This is a genomic window from Pseudodesulfovibrio alkaliphilus (assembly GCF_009729555.1).
Taxonomy (GTDB): Bacteria; Desulfobacterota; Desulfovibrionia; order Desulfovibrionales; family Desulfovibrionaceae; genus Pseudodesulfovibrio; species Pseudodesulfovibrio alkaliphilus.
Genome location: NZ_WODC01000002.1, coordinates 244,684 through 260,568, shown reverse-complemented (window position 1 = coordinate 260,568; position 15,885 = coordinate 244,684). Strand labels below are relative to the sequence as shown.

The following is a 15,885-nucleotide window of genomic DNA, read 5'->3' as shown; positions in this document are numbered from 1 at the left end:
GATCAAGCGCCATGGATCTCTCCCTCGTCGAACGCGAAAACGTCCTGCTGGGACAGGATTTCCTGACCTGGCTGTGGTTCAAGACCGACAACGACACGGTTCTCTTCTCCCTGGCCGACAAGCGCACCTTCACCGTGCATATGGAGCAACGCGTCTCAGTCCAGGGCGGCGAAGGCGAAGGAGTCGAAACGGCCACCGTATCCAGCCCGCGGGGCGAATTGACCGAAGCCAAGACCGGGCTGCGGACTGGCAAGAAGGTGAACAAGGCGCAGTTGCTTTTCACCATGGACCAGGACCAGTGGCTGGTTCAGGTCAGCGCGGCCGACTTCGGCCTCTCGGGTCTCAAGACGCCTAAAATCTCCGCCAGGGACGACGAGGGCGACGACCCGGACGCAAAGTTCTTGGAAAAGATGTTCCTGCTTGAGCGGTGCCTGGAGATGTTCGACGTGGTCTTTTCCCAGTTCCTCGCCCTGCGCATGAGCCGCGACTGGGCTGAGGAGACGAACCGGGTCGGCCGCTGGATCAACGGCTGATTCCCCGCCATGCCCCTGGTCCGCATTGCCTGCTTCGGCGACAGCCTGACCGAAGGCTATGGCCTGCATCCAGAGCAGGCGCTCCCGGCCGTGCTGGAGCGTCTGCTCTGTGAACGGGGAGCGTCCGTCCGCTGCCTCAATTTCGGCGTGTCCGGCGACACGGCCAGCGACGGGCTGGCCCGCATCCGTCAAGTGCTCGACGCGAAACCCGACGTGGCCGTGCTGGCCTTCGGTGCCAATGACTGCTTCATGGGCGAGCCGGTTGAAACGGTGCGCTCTACCCTGGCCCGGATCATCGAGACTTTTCTCCGGCACTCCGTCACGGTCCTGTTGGTAGGCATCAGCGCCACCTTGGCCCCGGACGACGCCTACCGAAACGACTTTGATGCCATCTTCGCCTCCTTGGCCCACCAGTTCGGACTCGATCTGTTCCCTGACATCCTGGCCCCCTATTTCGGCGATCCCGAGTTGACGCTGCTCGACGGGCTGCACCCCTCGGCCAGCGGAGTGGAAGCCATGGCCCGAGCCTTGCTGCCCCAAGTGGAACGGCTTGCCCGAACTGCGGCGAGCTGATCCCGCCGCCAGGCATTGGGCGTCCGCTCAGGAATGCCATGCGTCAGCCGGGCGCGGGCGATCCGCCCCCCAACTCGCCCATATTGCGCACACCGTGCCCCCATCCGTCACGCGACACCTCAATTTTGGGCTTTTGCACCTTGAACTCGGTGCGTCAATATCATAGCCTGTCACTCGGGATTTCCCTGTCCGGCCGCCGTACCCCTCCCATGTCCGGCGAATCGCCGCAAACCGAAGGGGAATCAACCAAAGGACCGCCATGCGCTATAAGCTGCAAATGATGAATACCGACTACGGGGTCGGTACCTTCGCCGCCCTGCCCGAGTCGAACCTCAGCTTCAACGAGATGATCGCCCATCTGCGGAAATATCCCTACGACGATTTCATGCACGAGTTCGTCCTTCAGGGTTTCAAGGAATTCCGACCCAAAAAACTTGAAAAACTGATCAGGGAAACCATGCGCGACAAGGGTGCATCAGACCCGATCATGACGGCCATCATGTACGAAGCATGCCTGTGCCACGATCGACTGACTCACCTGCAACCCCTGTTTGAGGGACTGGACCCCGCCTGGCTGCTGGAGTACACCCCGGCCATCCACATCCGCTCCGCCCTGCTTGACGACCAGCCGCTGCACCGGCAATGGATCGCGCTCTTCAGCGACAACATCTTCGGGCTGTCCCCACTGCCAACCCCCGAGGCATCCGGGCTGGCACCGTTATTTTCAGGCACCGACCTCCAGCGCACCCCTCCGGTCCAGGCCGCCGAGATCCGTCGCTCCCTTGAGGATAGACTGCCGCCACCCAATCCTCGCCGCCCTTTGGCCGAGACCATTGCACTCGCTCTGACCGCCCTGGAAAAGGCCGACGCTTTCCTTGGTCCGGCCATGCGGCACAAGGCGTGCCTTTCTCCCTCGGCCCGCCTGCGCCACTGGATGCCGAAAACTCGCTGCATAAGTGGCCGCATGAACAACAGCCTTGAGGGCATCCAGACCTGCTATGGGCGAGGATTGACCTCTGAATGCGCCGAAGCCTCCTATGCCATGGAAATGGTCGAGCGTTTCTCCTCCTACGCCAGCTTCGGACCCAAGGGAGTCCTTGGCTACGTCACTGACTATCCCCTGATCCACGCCACCCTTGACGAGCTTGACGCCCCTGCACTGGACCTGCGATCCATGCGGCTTGAAGTGCCTTATGCGGGTCAGAAGCTCTACTGGCTCGCGGGCCACACCCCGGACGACCACGGCGGCACACTGCCCCTGCTGGTCCCCGCTCAATTGGTATTCCTCTTCTGCAATCTCGACGAACAGTCTCTTTTCTCGGCCCTGGGTTCCACCGGCCTGGCATCGGGCAACACCCTGGCCGAGGCCAAGGTGTCCGCCCTGACCGAGGCCATCGAACGCGACAGCGACGCCACCACGCCCTTTGCCCCGTCCAATTGCTTCCGCATCACCAGCGATAACCCTGAAATTGCACGGCTGTTGGCCGCCTATGAAAGCGACGGCGTTCACCTCTGGTTCATGGATGTGACCACCGAACTCGGCGTCCCCTGTTACAAGTCCGTGGTCCTGGGGGCCAGAGGCGATGTCAACAAAGGCTCGGGCTGCTCCTTGAACGGTCGCGCCGCCCTTGTCTCGGCCATGACCGAGACACCGTACCCGCACCCAGGCCCGCCGAGCGGACCGGCTCCCGAGGGATTGCCCGTACGACGGCTTGAGGATCTGCCAGACCTTTCCACGGGCAGCGCCAAAGGCGACCTGATGGTCCTTGAGGCCATCCTTGCAGCCAATGGCCACAGGCCCGCCTATGTGGACCTGACCCGCAAGGACTTCGGCATTCCTGTTGTCAGAGCCTTGATCCCCGGCCTGGAACTCATCTCGGACTTTGACCAGTACTCGCGGGTCAGCCCCCGCCTTTTCGCCAACTACCTTGCCCTGTTTGATTGATTGTCCGATTCCCGCATTTTTGCTGAATCGGACTAGCATTGCGGTATGTTGATAGTCGCCGCAGGAAACGTGGCGTATATTCTTTTCATGGCGGCACTGATGGGTGCATACAACAAAGCAAATACGCAACGACTATCGCAATCATAGTTCAATGAGCACTGCGACCTCCTCGGACCACCATTCTCCTTAAGGAGGTTTCCATCCCCTGTGCTCATTGTTCCGAGGGCATTCCCACCTCCCCGGGGATGCCCTCTCCTTTTCCCCCGTCACCCGGAACCACGCTCATCGAGCAACATTTGCCCGGCCTGGCAAAACCATTGACGCCGCGCCGCCATGCGGGATAATGGGAAACCCTCGCCGACAGGGTGCCGCAAGGCTACCCACCGAACGACCTGCCTGGGTGGTGGAACTGGTAGACACCCGAGACTTAAAATCTCGTAATCTTCGGATTGTGCGGGTTCGATTCCCGCCCCAGGTACCAGGGCATCACTCCTCCGGCCGCAGCGACAGGCCGGAGGAGTTTTTTGCCCCTTTGGCGTACCTGTCAACACCTCATCTTATCACTTCATTTCCCTTAAATCCAAGCCGCGTCAGCAGAGTCGGCAAAACAAATTCAACCCCGACGCGGGGTTGTTTTATTTTGAACATATGTTCATTTTTCTTCTTGACAATCAAAAGCATGGTCGTATCATCATATGAACATGCGCTCACCAAGGGGGGGGGAAGGTTTGGGAAGGCGGAAAAAAAAGCGGATGGTCGAGGCGGAGCCCTGCGCGGTATTTTACAAACCCCAGGGCATTCCCATGCGCGAGCTGGAAAGCCTGATGCTCACGGTGGAAGGCCTCGAGGCGCTTAGGTTGGTGGACGGCGAAAGGATGCAGCAGATCGAAGCGGCCGAGCGGATGGGCGTATCGCGCCCGACCTTGAGCCGTATCCTGACCGAGGCCCGGACCACTGTGGCCCTGGCCCTGTCGGGCGGCAAGGCCATCCGGGTGGACGGCGGAGAATACCTGCTCGCTTCCGAGACATGCTGCAAACGAAAGCACAGACGCCGCTGCCAAATGCCAACCGCCACCGGACAAGCGGCGGATAAAGTAACCACGCCTTCACCTGTTGAAGACGACAACACGGGAGAATGATCATGCCACAGGGTAAAGGACAAACGGGCACCCCGAGATGCGCTGGCGGACGTGGCCGCGGAATGGGCGGCGGCGGTCGTGGAATGGGCGGCGGCGGTCGCGGAATGGGTGGCGGCGGTCGCGGAATGGGCGGCCAGCCCGACGCAGTGGCAAGCTCGACCAGGGGTGTTCAGCAGCAACGCAGCGCGACCCAAACCGGCATCCGCAGGCTGGCCATCACCAGCGAAGGACCATCCATGAACGACCGGGTGGACCCCCGTTTCGGCCGTGCCGCCGGATTCGTTGTGGTGGACCTTGAAACCATGGAAACCACCTACGTTGACAACGGCGCATCCCAGGTTCTGGCCCAGGGGGCGGGTATCCAGGCTGCTGAAACCCTGGCCAATGCAGGCGTCCAGGCTGTTCTCACCGGCTATGTCGGCCCCAAGGCGTTTGCCGCCCTCTCGGCAGCAGGCATCCGCATCGGCCAGGACGTGGAGAACGTAAGCGTTGGTCAGGCGGTCGAACTCTACACCTCCGGGGCGGTCGCCTTCGCCGATACGCCCAACAGCCAGTCCGGGGTCAACAAGTGATCTACGCCATAGCCAGCGGCAAGGGAGGCACCGGCAAAACCACGGTGGCCTCGTCGCTGGTCTCCCTTTGGGGCGACCCGGTGACGGCCGTGGACCTTGATGTGGAGGAACCTAATCTGCATCTCTTTCTCAAGCCGGAGATCAGCAGAATCGACCCTGCCTACATCGAAATACCGGAAGCTGACGAATCCAAGTGCACCCTGTGCCGAGAATGCTCCACCCTGTGCCAGTTCAAGGCCATCACTGTCATGGGAGACACATTGCTCATCTTCCCGGAGATGTGCCACGGCTGCGGCGGCTGCCTCGCGATCTGCCCCGAGGGGGCGCTCTCTCCGGGCCGGCGGCAGCTCGGCGAGATCTGCCACGGCCGTGCTGGCGGCACCCGGTTTGTCATGGGCCGCCTACGTGTGGGCGAGGCCATGAGTCCGCCATTGATGCGACAGGTCAAGGCCCTCTTTGCGGATATTGCCGCCGCCGACAACGGCTCCGACATCATTGTGGATGCCCCCCCCGGAGTCAGCTGCCCGGCCGTAAGTGCGGTTATCGACGCGGACTGCGTGGTTCTTGTTACCGAGCCTACCCCCTTTGGACTGCACGACTTCAAGCTCGCCTGGGAGGCGTTTTCGCCCTTTGGCAAGCCCATGGGCGCAGTCATCAACCGGGCCGGCATCGGCGACGATTCCGTAAAGCGGTTCTGCGCTGACAAAGGCATCCCGGTATGGGCGGAAATTCCCTTTGACCGGGCCGTGGCCGAGGCATACTCGCGTGGCGAGGTGGTGGCCGAGGCTGTGGCTCCCCTCAGGGGAACCTTCCGCCAACTGCGCAACAACATGCGCGAAGCGGTTCGGGAAAAGGTGGCAGCATGCGCGAGATAGTGGTCATCAGCGGTAAGGGCGGCGCAGGCAAGACCTCCATTGCCGGGGCCTTCGCCCATCTGGCCGAGGACACGGTCCTCTGCGACCTGGATGTGGACGCCCCGGATCTGCACCTCCTCCTTGATCCGCGCCATAGGGTTGAACATGAATTCCGGTCCGGCAACGAGGCCGTCATTGATCCTGAAATGTGCATCGGTTGCGGCCAATGCGCAGAGCTTTGCCGGTTCGACGCCATCGCCGGGCCGGATGACGCAAACCCGGATTCGGCTTACAGCGTCCTGCCGTTTCGCTGCGAGGGGTGCAAGGTTTGCGTTGCCCTGTGCCCGGCACAGGCCATCGCCTTTCCCGAGCGGCACTGTGGAGAATGGTATGTCTCGGACACCCGTTTCGGCACCATGGTCCACGCCCAGCTCTTTCCCGGCGAGGAGAACTCCGGCCGACTCGTTACCCTGCTCAAGCGCGAGGCCCGGGCCATCGCCGAGGAGCGCGGACTCGGGCTGGTCCTCTCGGACGGAGCTCCCGGCATCGGGTGCCCGGTGATCAGTTCGCTGGCCGGCACGGACCTGGCCGTGCTCATCACCGAGCCAACCCCTTCGGGCATGCACGATCTCATGCGCGTAGCCGAACTGTGCGAAGGATTCCGCACTCGCGTTGCGGTGATCATCAATAAATGGGACATCAATCCAACCCAAGCGGACGCCATTGAGGCCTATTGCTCGGGCAAGGGGTATCCGGTTGTCTGCCGTCTGCCCCATGACCGCGCAGTAACAGACGCAATGGTCAACCGACAGGTGGTGACCGAATATGACCGCGGCCAGCTCTCGGACACGCTCAAGACAGCCTGGACAGCCATTCTGGCCCGTCTCGAAGCGGGATAACCCCACCCCGCCAAATCAGTTTTCCGCTCCCGGTCCAATGCCGGAAACAAACCGTAAACACCAAATATCCGACAAGGAGACAAGCTCATGAATACTCTCGTAGCCCTTCCCACCGTCGCCCCCGGCGGCATGGACGCCTCTATCGACGCCCACTTCGGCCACTGCGATATTTACACCGTGGTGGAAATCGAGGACGGCAAGATCAAGGATGTACGCACCCTGCCCAATGTACCGCACCAGCAGGGCGGCTGCATGGCCCCGGTCAACCATCTGGCCCAAAACGACATCAAGGTACTCATCTCCGGCGGCATGGGCATGCGCCCGCTCATGGGGTTCAACCAGGTAGGCATCGACGTTTATCACGGCAACGGAACGGCCACTGTCGCCGCAGCCATTCGGGCCTTTATCGAAGGCTCCCTGCCCCGCTTCACCCAGGAATTCACCTGCGGCGGCGGCCAATAGAGGTTTTATCGCCGGGGACGGGCCACCAAAGGACCGTCCCCGCGCCATAACCACACGGAGGAAAGCCATGCCTATCTACGACGTTCTCTGCACGGAGTGCGGTTATGACGGCGAGGTCATCGTCCTGCACAGCGACGCCCCGGTGCTGTGCCCCCAGTGCGGCAGCAAGAGCACCCGACGGGCAATGTCCGCCACCAGTTCCCTGACCGGAAAAAGCGCACAGTCTCTCCCCGGCCCAGGCGACACGGGTTGCTGCGGCTCCACGCCCGGCCACCCGGGTTGTGCCGGACCCGGCTCATGCTGCGGCAGGAACTCGGGATAACCACCGTGCCGCCATCTCCTTCATCACCCATCCGCCACACATCGGAGAAGCACACATGCTCATCGTCATAGCATCCCCGCGCAGCCAGCAACTGGGAACATTCCTGGCCCAACTCAAACGCCTCAAGGGATGCGAACTCGTCTTCGCCCCCACAGCCTCGGCCACCTTGGAAATAGTGCGTACCGGAGCCCCCGCCTTCGCCATCATCGACGAGGGATTGCCAGACGCCGACCCATTGAAACTGGTGACAGACATCATGATGGTCAACGCCATGGTCAATACGGCCGTGGTCAGCCCGCTTACCGACGAGGAATTCCACGAGGCGAGCGAAGGGCTCGGCATCCTGGCCGCCATCCCGCCAACCCCTGACGAAGAAGACGGAAAGCGGATAGCTGAAATCTTTTCGCGCTTTGTATAACCAGTGCCACACGGGAGGGGCCAAAGCCCTCCTGTCGAATCGCGCAAGGAGGAAATGATGGAGAAGATTCTGATCATCGGCTGCCGCAACACCATGGACGATGTCTGCATCGGCTGCTCCCGCTGCATGGTCGCCTTCAATCGCCGCGAAGGATACTTCAACCGCTACAAGGACATGGACGCCGAGATCATCGGCATCCTCAATTGCGGCGGCTGCCCGGGCACGAGCATCGTCCAGCGGCTGGTCCAGGTGAAACTGTGGAATATGCCCCTTAAGGAACAGCCCACGAAAATTCACGTCGGACCGTGTCTGGTGGATCACTGTCCATACTACGACGACCTCGTGACCAAGATCCACGCCAAGGCAGGCATTGAAGTCATTGAAGGCGCACATCCGTATATGCCGCCCACCGTCTTCGCCTGACCAATCAGACTCCGGCAAACAAGACAGCCCATTCCCGACGGCTGTTCACGAGTCCCGGCAACGCAGCCCTGCGCAGCCGACTCCGTGAACAGCCGGTTGGCATCAGCTCTACTGCGTCCCGTCTACGCCGATCTGTCTTGCCGAGACCGGCCCGATATGGTCAAATGGATGTTCAAGTCGACTACATAGAGGCTCCATGAAGACGCATATGAACATGGCAACACCGGGCGCATGCTCCCTGCTGCTGGCCCTCCTGACGCTCTTTGCAGTCCCGACCCATGCCGAAGTGGTGATTACCACGGCCACCGAACACTATCCGGTGGACGGACTGACTCCCATGGAGATTGCCGAAAACCTCACACTCCAATCGCCCATCGAGCAGGACGGACGTACCTTTCAGGCCCATACCCGCTCCGACATCCGCTACGAATTCACCTGGACCCGGCGCAACGACAGCTGCACCATGGACAAGGCCACGGTCTATCTGCACATCGTCTACAAGTATCCCCGGCTGGCGCAAACCCAGGACGCCAAGACGCTGCGCTGGTGGCAGGAGCATCTGGACCGGCTCACCGAGCACGAGCTGGTCCACGGCGAAATAGCCCTGAGGGCCGCCCAGGAACTGGATGAGGCATTCAACTCCCTGACAGATCTTCACTGCGCCACAGTCCGCGACGTTGTCAAAGCGCTGGGCGACGCCGCCCTGCAGACCTTGAAGGAGCGCCAACGCGCCTACGACGCCCTGACCGACCACGGTCGGAACCAGCAAGCCTACACCAGCCATAGGCCGGACTAGTCGTTCAGGATATCGGCCCGCAAGGCATGGCGAGCGGCCACGGCCAGGAAATCGGCCGGGGAGATGCCGTGATCGCGGCAATACCGCTCAAGACGGCCCAGCAGATGGACGTGCATACCCACCTCCAATTCCACAAAATCGCCGCCCTCGGCCAGCACGTTGATGTTGATGGCCCTTTTCCCCTCTGCTCCGGGGAGCGCGAGCACGACCTTTTTGGTCATGGGCTCGGGCAAAGCGCCGCCCTGCTCCAGAAAATACTCCACATACAGGGCCAGGGCCTCGTGCGCCTGATCAATGGCTTCGTCCATGTCCGCACCAAATGTCGTACACTCGGGAAAGTCAGGAAAGGTCACGGAATAGCCGCGTTTTTCCTGCTCAAGAAGCGCTACGTACTGCATGGATTCTCCGCTCTTGCCGGGCCGTGGCCCGGGCTGGTGTACGCTGCCCCGGCGACGATGCGCCTTGACGGGCATACCCGATTGATTTACTCATAATTACTCTGGTCGATGATTTCGTTCCTCTCAAAACGGAGGCGGTGCCCAAACGCCCTGAACACACGCCATGAAACTCTCAGCCCGATCGCGCTACGCCGCAAGACTCCTGCTCGAACTCGCCGCCCGCGAGGGCGAAACGCCCATATGCACGGCTGATCTGGCCAAGAGCACCGGCATTTCCGCACCCTTCATCGAACAGATCATCCGTCCGCTGAAACAGGCGGGCATGATAGCCTCGATGCGCGGCGCTTCCGGCGGCCACATGCTGGATGGCAACCCGGCGGACATTACCCTGGGCGAGATTGTTCGCACCATGGAAGGTTCGGCCAACATCGCCACCTGCCTCGACTGCGAGACGGTCTGTAATCGCTCGGAAGACTGTTTGACCCGCACCGTCTGGGAGCGAGCCTCACGGGCCATGGAGCGAGAACTGGACGCCATCACCCTGGCCGACCTGCTCTCTGGCGATCTGCCCTGCGGCACGGACTAGCTTCCGCGCTCCCCGACGAAAACCCACCGCTCACCGACGACATGAATGGGCTGCTCTTTACCCCGCCGCTCGCCGCCCCGCTCCTGCCGTCCGCCAAATGCCGTTTTCTTCGTACGCCGCCCCTATCGTATCAGAGGACATGGACCGACAAGACAGCAGACCCGTCCAACAAAGGGAGGTCGCCATGTATCTGTACTATTGCAAGGACGACAATTGCCAGGGGCACACCAAAAGCTGGGAGCGCTGCTGCGACCTGCGGGCCTTCGCCGCCCGCCCCCGAATCGAACCATGCCTTCCTGCGGCCGAACGCCGCCGGGCCGCGCCGAGCCGTAACGCCGCCCCTTACCGGACCTCCGGGGCCTGAGCCACCGCACCGAGGACCCGGCGGCTGACGAGCATATAGACCTCGGAACGCTCCTGAAGATGCCCGGCCAGCAACTCGGCCTGATCGCTTGAGCCGCAGAAAAGGTCCATGCGCGTTCCCTGGATGGCTCCGCCCGTATCCTGGGCAAGGACGATGCCCATGAACGGCTCGGCCACACCCCGCTCGTGGTCCATCAGGGTGGTCTTGAGCGCCAGCACGGAGCCAAGCGGGGTCATGCTTCTGTCCACGGCCACACTGACCCGGGGCATGAGAATGGAGTTCATGGCTCCGTATGGTCCCTCGTCCGAGAGGTGAAAGAAGACGTAGCTAGGATTCTCGAACATCAATGCCTGGGCCTTGTCCGGGTTGGTCGCAAGAAACTCCCGGATGCGCTGCATGCTCATCTCCTCTCTGGGCACATATCCCCGGTTGATGAGCACCCTGCCCAGCGCAACGTACTCATGCCCGTTGCGACCGCCGTAGAGCACATGCCTGACAGTGCCATCGGGCAGCACCAGTCGGCCCGACCCCTGAATCTGCAAAAAGAAGATGTCCACCGGGTCCTTGACCCAGGCGATCTCGTGACCCCGGCCGGCCAGCACCCCCTTGCCGTCGATGGCCTTGCGGTCATGGTAGGGTTTGATGCCGCCCCCGTCCAGGCGATAGACCAGCGACTGTCCCTGCCAGCGCGGATGGAAGGCACCGAGATCTATTGTTTTCAGATCGTCCGGCTTGCCGTAGATGGGATAACGGTAGTCTCCCTGCCGCGTCAGCGATGCCTCGATCCAGGGTTCGTAGTAGCCGGTAAGCAGGGTGCCGGGCATGACCTTGAGCCAGACGAAACGGTCGGCCGCCAGGGTGGGGTCGATGTCAAGGGCAGAGAGCATGCCGATGAACTCGGCCACGCTGTCGCCAAGCTGGGCCCAGGTCAGCGTCAGGCCAGGCCTGCTCACGGCCACAGCTCCCTGGGGCCTTCGCAGGATGTAGCGCAGGCTGTCCTCAAGGACGGGGCGCAGAGCGGTCCAAGATTCTATGTGCTGGCTGTCCCTGGAAAGCGACGACGCCAGCGATTTTGCCTCTTCCCGAGTCACCGCCGCATAGGCCGGTGTCGGGTCCGGTTCCGGCGTCGGCGGCGGTTCCGGAGCGGGAGCCGGAACAGGCTCGGGCAAGGGCGCATCCTTGGCGCATGCCCCGAGGCAGAACGCCAGCACAATGAGAACAAAGAGCGGACGAATCAGGTTCATTCGCAACCATCCTTCAAATCTTCGGCATATTCTTCGACATAAAGTTGCAGCATGACCATGACCAGACTCAGGATAAGTGGACCGTAAAAGATGCCGAGCATCCCGAAGGTGTAGACCCCGCCGAGAATGGCCAGGAGAATATAAAATGTGGACACACGCGACGCCTCGCGCATGAAGATTGGCCGCAAGATGGTGTCAATGCCGACCACGAAGATGCCGCACCACAGGGCGAGCATGATAGCCGCCTTCCACTGCGCGGCAAGGAGCAGATACCCCACGGCGGGCACCCAGACCAAGCCCGTACCGAGCACAGGGATGAGCGAGGCCAGGGCCATCATCGCTCCCCAGAAAAAGGCCGGTATCCCGACAAAGGCAAGCCCGATGCCGCCGGCAATGCCCTGAAGCACGGCCACCAGCAGACATCCCATGAGCACCCCGCGTGCCACGCGCCGCAGACTGTCTATGATAAAATCCTCCTGGCGGGGCCGAAGGGGCGAGAGCAGCTTGAGATACGCCACCATCTTGGCCCCGTCGCGCAGAAAATAGAAAAGGATGAAGACCATCAGCAGAAAATGCAATATTCCCTTGGCGGCGTCCCGGACCAGCATGGTGCCAAGACCGAGCATGAACTGCGCGAATTCCCGCGAATACTTGACGACACTTTCCTGAATATCCAGTTGATCGATGCGCAAATACGGCAACTCGCGCCTGAGCCACTCCAAGTAGCCTTCCAGACGTTCGCCGCTGGTCAAGGCGTCAAGTCCGCCGTGCGCCACCCAGGCGTTGAGGGACACCAGGGATTCCACGCCCTGGCTGATGAGCGCCATCACCAGAAAGGTCATGGGCAAAAGCAGGCAAAAGACGATGATGCACACCGTAAGCAGCGAGGCAAGGGCGCGGCGGCCATGCACCACCTTGAGAACCCAGGTGAACACCGGGGAAAAAAGCACGGCCAGCACAGTGGAAAAGATCAATGTGTGCAGGAAGGGCTCGACAATGGAAAAGCCCAGGTACAGGGCGAAAAGCAGCAGCAGGATAAGAAACACCTTGTAGATGCCTCCCTCCAGCAGGGGAACTGATCCGTTCCTGTCACTCATGATACGCTCCGGTATTTCACCGTTTTCATCATCCGGGTTTTGATCCTCACAGTGGATTGTATGATTGCCGCCCCGGTGTCAACAGCAACCCGTTCCCACTGACGACACAGTTTCCCGGGTTCATGGGCTGCGGGTGACTCCAGCGCCATGCCAGCAATCGGCTACGGGTCCCAGGAGAATTTTCGTCGGAATCAGAAAAGCTCCGCCCGCAAAGAGCGTATTTTGTTTGCGTCAAAAACCAACAGAGCGCACAAACGCCGCGATACGCCTTATTGCTGCCAACCATTACAAACGGGCATCTTGTTTTTTTTGACATTTGCAGCTAAGGTGAAATGTCGCCCTGTGGATCAACCCGCCCAGGGCGGCCAGCACGATGGAACCAAAGACCCCGCGCCGCCGTTTCAACCCGGACGACGGCCCTGGGCGAAGGGATACCACTCAACTTTAGTTTACTGGAGGAAAGGATGAAACGCGTACTCTGTCTCCTGGCGATGCTCGCCACCCTCGTTCTTCTCGTCGCCTGCGGCCAGCAGCCCGCCAACCAGGGCCAAGCGCCCGCCAAGCAGGACATCAATGTCCGCCTTGAACTGAGCAAAGGCTCGGCCCTTGAGCGCATCATGCAGCGCGGCACCCTGCGTGTCGGTCTCGAAGCGGGCTACATGCCTTTTGAAATGACCGACAAGAGGGGCAACATCGTCGGCTTCGACGTTGACATGGTCACCGAGATGGCCAAGGCCATGGGTGTGAAGCTGGAGTTGGTCAACACCGCCTGGGATGGCATCATCCCGGCCCTGCTCTCCGACAAGTTCGACATCATTGCCTCGGGAATGACCATCAACCAGGAGCGCAACCTGAAAATCAACTTCGCCGACCCGTACATCATTGTCGGCCAGACCGTGCTGGTCAACGCCGCCGATGCCGACCGCATCAACTCCTGGAAAGACCTTAACGCCGAAGGCGTCACCGTCACCTCCAAGCTCGGCACCACTGGCGAGCAGGCCGTTCGGCGCATGATGCCCAAGGCCACCTACAAGTCCTTCGAGACCGAGTCCGAGGCCATGCTCGAAGTCCTCAACGGCAAGGCCACCGCCTCGGTCTACGACCTGCCGATGCTCGCCATCTTCTACGCCGAGCGCGGCAAGGCTGGCGGCATGAAGTTCCTGGACGAACCCTTCACCTACGAGCCGCTGGGCTGGGCCATCAACAAGGGCGACCCGGACTTCCTGAACTGGCTCAACAACTTCCTGCGCCAGACCAAGAACGACGGCCGCTATGAGGCCATCTACAACAAGTGGTTCGGCAGCAACGACTGGCTCCAGGACGTTCAGTAACCAGATATGCTTCCCTGCCGGGGATCGTGCCAACGATCCCCGGCCTTTTTTTCTATGCACTCAACTCCATAGAGTTTTTTTCATGAACGACATCACGCAAACCCTCACCAGGGTACTTCCGAGCCGGAACACCCTTTGGATGCTCGTGTTCTTCGCCGGCCTTTTCGGCCTAGCCTATGGCTTTTACGTCGCCACGCAGCAAGCCAATTATATCTGGCACTGGAACCGGATTCCCCGATATTTCTATTACACCGATACCATCAAAGTCCGCGCCGAAATAGAAGGCAGGGTCGCCAACATAACCCACAAAAGCGGCGATGCGGTGGTCATCGTCGAAGGCGACGGAACTTCCGAATTCTACACTGTTCCGGGTTCCGACCTGCGAGTGGGCGAGAACGACACCCTCTACATGGGCGACGTTATCGGCACATACGAGAAAGGCAGTCTCGGACTCATGGCCCAGGGCATGCTCATCACGATAGAGATCAGCATCATCGCCATCGCATTCGGCATTGTGCTCGGCCTGTTCACAGGGCTTGCACGAATATCGACCAACCCTTGCTTCAAATGGACGGCCATCACCTATATCGAAATCATCAGGGGTTCACCGCTGCTCGTCCAGATCCTCATCTGGTACTACGTCATCGGCACTCTGGTGAACAACCTGCTCGCCTCATCCGGCCTGCCGCAGATTCCCGAAATGTGGTTCGGCATCGCCTCGCTCTCCATCTTTGCCGGAGCCTATGTGGCAGAGATCGTCCGGGCAGGCATCCAGTCCATCCACAGGGGGCAGACCGAGGCCGCCAGATCTCTTGGCATGACCAGGGCCATGGCCATGCGCAAGATCATCCTGCCCCAGGCATTTCGACGCATCCTGCCCCCCCTTGCGGGCCAGTTCATCAGCCTTATCAAGGACTCTTCGCTGCTGGGCGTCATCGCCATCCGCGAACTGACCAAGGCCACTCGCGAGGCAGTCACCACAAGCCTCATGCCCTACGAGCTCTACTTCGTCTGCGGCGTGATGTACCTTGCGGTCACCTTCGCCCTGTCCATGTTCGTTCAGTATCTCGAAAAAAGGTCGGTGGAGTAAGATGATAGACGTTAAAAACGTATACAAGACCTTCTTCGTCCCCCACGAGGTGCAGGCCCTGCACAATGTCTCCTACCATGTGAATGCGGGCGAGGTGGTCGTGGTCATCGGACCTTCGGGCTCTGGCAAGTCCACCTTCCTGCGCTGCCTGAACAGACTGGAACGCGCCGAGCGGGGCCACATCATGATCGACGGCACCGATGTGCTCAACCCCAAAACCGACATCAACAAGGTGCGCATGGAAGTGGGCATGGTCTTCCAGTCCTTCAACCTCTTCCCGCACCTGACCGTGCTGGAAAACGTCACCGTGGGCCAAACCTCGGTACGCAAACGCGGCAAGCACGAATCCGTCGAAAAAGCCATGACCCTACTCAACAAGGTGGGCATCCACGAAAAGGCGGGCAACTACCCCTCGCAACTCTCAGGCGGCCAGCAGCAGCGCGTGGCCATCGCCCGCGCCCTGGCCATGGACCCCAAGGTCATGCTCTTTGACGAACCAACCAGCGCCCTGGACCCCGAGATGGTCGGCGAGGTGCTTGAGGTCATGAAGACCCTGGCCCGGGAAGGCATGACCATGGTTGTCGTCACTCACGAGATGGGCTTTGCCCGCGAGGTGGCTGATCACGTCGTCTTCATGGACGAAGGCAAGATCGTCGAGGTCGGCCCCCCGGAGCATTTCTTCACCAATCCGACCCACGACAGGACCAAGCTCTTTTTGAGCCAGATTCTGTAAAAACTGAAGGGAGACGAGCCGCCTTTGGAAATGAATAAAAGGAACGCATCGCCCAAATCCTGGCAGGCAAAACCCAGGCAGACGCATTGGCAGACGTGGATTGCCA

20 protein-coding genes and 1 tRNA gene are annotated in these 15,885 nt (G+C 60.8%); 18 read left to right on the top strand and 3 right to left on the bottom strand.

Annotated features, from left to right (window positions below):
• The first annotated feature begins 11 nt into the window (after window positions 1-11).
• The 13 genes from GKC30_RS04990 to GKC30_RS04930 all read left to right on the top strand — a co-directional run bounded on the left by GKC30_RS04990 (window position 12) and on the right by GKC30_RS04930 (window position 8,936).
• A complete protein-coding gene (locus tag GKC30_RS04990) occupies window positions 12-533 on the top strand; it encodes a hypothetical protein (RefSeq protein ID WP_155932680.1) in 522 nt (173 codons plus the stop codon).
• A 9-nt stretch (window positions 534-542) separates the two neighbouring features.
• Window positions 543-1,106 (top strand): arylesterase, encoded by a 564-nt coding sequence (locus GKC30_RS04985; RefSeq protein ID WP_155932678.1) that lies wholly within the window; start codon window positions 543-545, stop codon window positions 1,104-1,106.
• A gap of 259 nt (window positions 1,107-1,365) precedes the next feature.
• Window positions 1,366-3,051, top strand: coding sequence for a YcaO-like family protein (locus tag GKC30_RS04980; protein ID WP_155932676.1), 1,686 nt, complete (start codon window positions 1,366-1,368; stop codon window positions 3,049-3,051).
• Window positions 3,052-3,445: 394 nt separating this feature from the next.
• Window positions 3,446-3,532, top strand: a tRNA-Leu gene (locus GKC30_RS04975).
• A 214-nt stretch (window positions 3,533-3,746) separates the two neighbouring features.
• Complete coding sequence (locus tag GKC30_RS04970) at window positions 3,747-4,190, top strand: DUF134 domain-containing protein (RefSeq protein ID WP_367613981.1); 444 nt, start codon at window positions 3,747-3,749, stop codon at window positions 4,188-4,190.
• Between the two features lie 2 nt (window positions 4,191-4,192).
• Window positions 4,193-4,762 (top strand): NifB/NifX family molybdenum-iron cluster-binding protein, encoded by a 570-nt coding sequence (locus GKC30_RS04965; protein WP_231117040.1) that lies wholly within the window; start codon window positions 4,193-4,195, stop codon window positions 4,760-4,762.
• Window positions 4,759-5,637 (top strand): nucleotide-binding protein, encoded by an 879-nt coding sequence (locus tag GKC30_RS04960; protein WP_367613979.1) that lies wholly within the window; start codon window positions 4,759-4,761, stop codon window positions 5,635-5,637. Before GKC30_RS04965 ends, GKC30_RS04960 begins: the two co-directional genes overlap by 4 nt.
• Window positions 5,625-6,515: an ATP-binding protein gene (locus GKC30_RS04955; protein ID WP_155932672.1), complete on the top strand. Its 891-nt coding sequence runs from the start codon at window positions 5,625-5,627 to the stop codon at window positions 6,513-6,515. The genes GKC30_RS04960 and GKC30_RS04955 overlap by 13 nt, the downstream gene beginning before the upstream one ends.
• 87 nt (window positions 6,516-6,602) lie before the next feature.
• A complete protein-coding gene (locus GKC30_RS04950) occupies window positions 6,603-6,977 on the top strand; it encodes a NifB/NifX family molybdenum-iron cluster-binding protein (protein ID WP_155932670.1) in 375 nt (124 codons plus the stop codon).
• A gap of 67 nt (window positions 6,978-7,044) precedes the next feature.
• Entirely contained in the window at window positions 7,045-7,299 is a 255-nt protein-coding gene (locus GKC30_RS04945; RefSeq protein WP_155932669.1) for an FmdB family zinc ribbon protein, read from the top strand.
• 55 nt (window positions 7,300-7,354) lie between these two features.
• Complete coding sequence (locus tag GKC30_RS04940) at window positions 7,355-7,717, top strand: DNA-binding transcriptional response regulator (protein WP_155932667.1); 363 nt, start codon at window positions 7,355-7,357, stop codon at window positions 7,715-7,717.
• Between the two features lie 57 nt (window positions 7,718-7,774).
• On the top strand, window positions 7,775-8,140 hold the full coding sequence (locus GKC30_RS04935) for a CGGC domain-containing protein (RefSeq protein WP_155932880.1): 366 nt from the start codon (window positions 7,775-7,777) through the stop codon (window positions 8,138-8,140).
• 196 nt (window positions 8,141-8,336) lie between these two features.
• Window positions 8,337-8,936 carry a DUF922 domain-containing protein gene (locus GKC30_RS04930; RefSeq protein WP_155932665.1) on the top strand — a complete coding sequence of 200 codons (600 nt, stop codon included), beginning with the start codon at window positions 8,337-8,339 and terminating at the stop codon, window positions 8,934-8,936.
• Here the strand turns inward: GKC30_RS04930 and GKC30_RS04925 are convergent.
• Window positions 8,933-9,334, bottom strand: a complete 402-nt coding sequence (locus tag GKC30_RS04925; RefSeq protein WP_155932663.1) for a type II toxin-antitoxin system HicB family antitoxin — start codon at window positions 9,332-9,334, stop codon at window positions 8,933-8,935. The two genes, GKC30_RS04930 and GKC30_RS04925, sit on opposite strands and share 4 nt — an antisense overlap.
• Window positions 9,335-9,497: 163 nt before the next feature.
• Between GKC30_RS04925 and GKC30_RS04920 the strand changes: the two genes are divergently transcribed.
• Window positions 9,498-9,920: an RrF2 family transcriptional regulator gene (locus GKC30_RS04920; RefSeq protein ID WP_155932661.1), complete on the top strand. Its 423-nt coding sequence runs from the start codon at window positions 9,498-9,500 to the stop codon at window positions 9,918-9,920.
• Window positions 9,921-10,104: 184 nt separating this feature from the next.
• Window positions 10,105-10,284, top strand: coding sequence for a hypothetical protein (locus GKC30_RS04915; protein WP_155932659.1), 180 nt, complete (start codon window positions 10,105-10,107; stop codon window positions 10,282-10,284).
• Here GKC30_RS04915 and mltA read toward each other — a convergent pair.
• Window positions 10,263-11,528 carry a murein transglycosylase A gene (gene mltA / locus GKC30_RS04910; protein WP_155932657.1) on the bottom strand — a complete coding sequence of 422 codons (1,266 nt, stop codon included), beginning with the start codon at window positions 11,526-11,528 and terminating at the stop codon, window positions 10,263-10,265. The two genes, GKC30_RS04915 and mltA, sit on opposite strands and share 22 nt — an antisense overlap.
• A complete protein-coding gene (locus tag GKC30_RS04905) occupies window positions 11,525-12,625 on the bottom strand; it encodes an AI-2E family transporter (RefSeq protein WP_155932655.1) in 1,101 nt (366 codons plus the stop codon). The genes mltA and GKC30_RS04905 overlap by 4 nt, the downstream gene beginning before the upstream one ends.
• A 464-nt stretch (window positions 12,626-13,089) precedes the next feature.
• On the opposite strand from GKC30_RS04905, the gene GKC30_RS04900 reads away from it, so the two are divergent.
• The 3 genes from GKC30_RS04900 to GKC30_RS04890 all read left to right on the top strand — a co-directional run bounded on the left by GKC30_RS04900 (window position 13,090) and on the right by GKC30_RS04890 (window position 15,779).
• The gene (locus GKC30_RS04900; protein WP_155932653.1) at window positions 13,090-13,956 is read left to right on the top strand and encodes a transporter substrate-binding domain-containing protein; all 867 of its coding nucleotides are present in this window, start codon (window positions 13,090-13,092) and stop codon (window positions 13,954-13,956) included.
• A gap of 82 nt (window positions 13,957-14,038) precedes the next feature.
• A complete protein-coding gene (locus GKC30_RS04895; RefSeq protein WP_155932651.1) occupies window positions 14,039-15,046 on the top strand; it encodes an amino acid ABC transporter permease in 1,008 nt (335 codons plus the stop codon).
• A 1-nt stretch (window position 15,047) separates the two neighbouring features.
• Window positions 15,048-15,779 (top strand): amino acid ABC transporter ATP-binding protein, encoded by a 732-nt coding sequence (locus GKC30_RS04890; RefSeq protein WP_155932649.1) that lies wholly within the window; start codon window positions 15,048-15,050, stop codon window positions 15,777-15,779.
• Window positions 15,780-15,885: the final 106 nt, after the last annotated feature.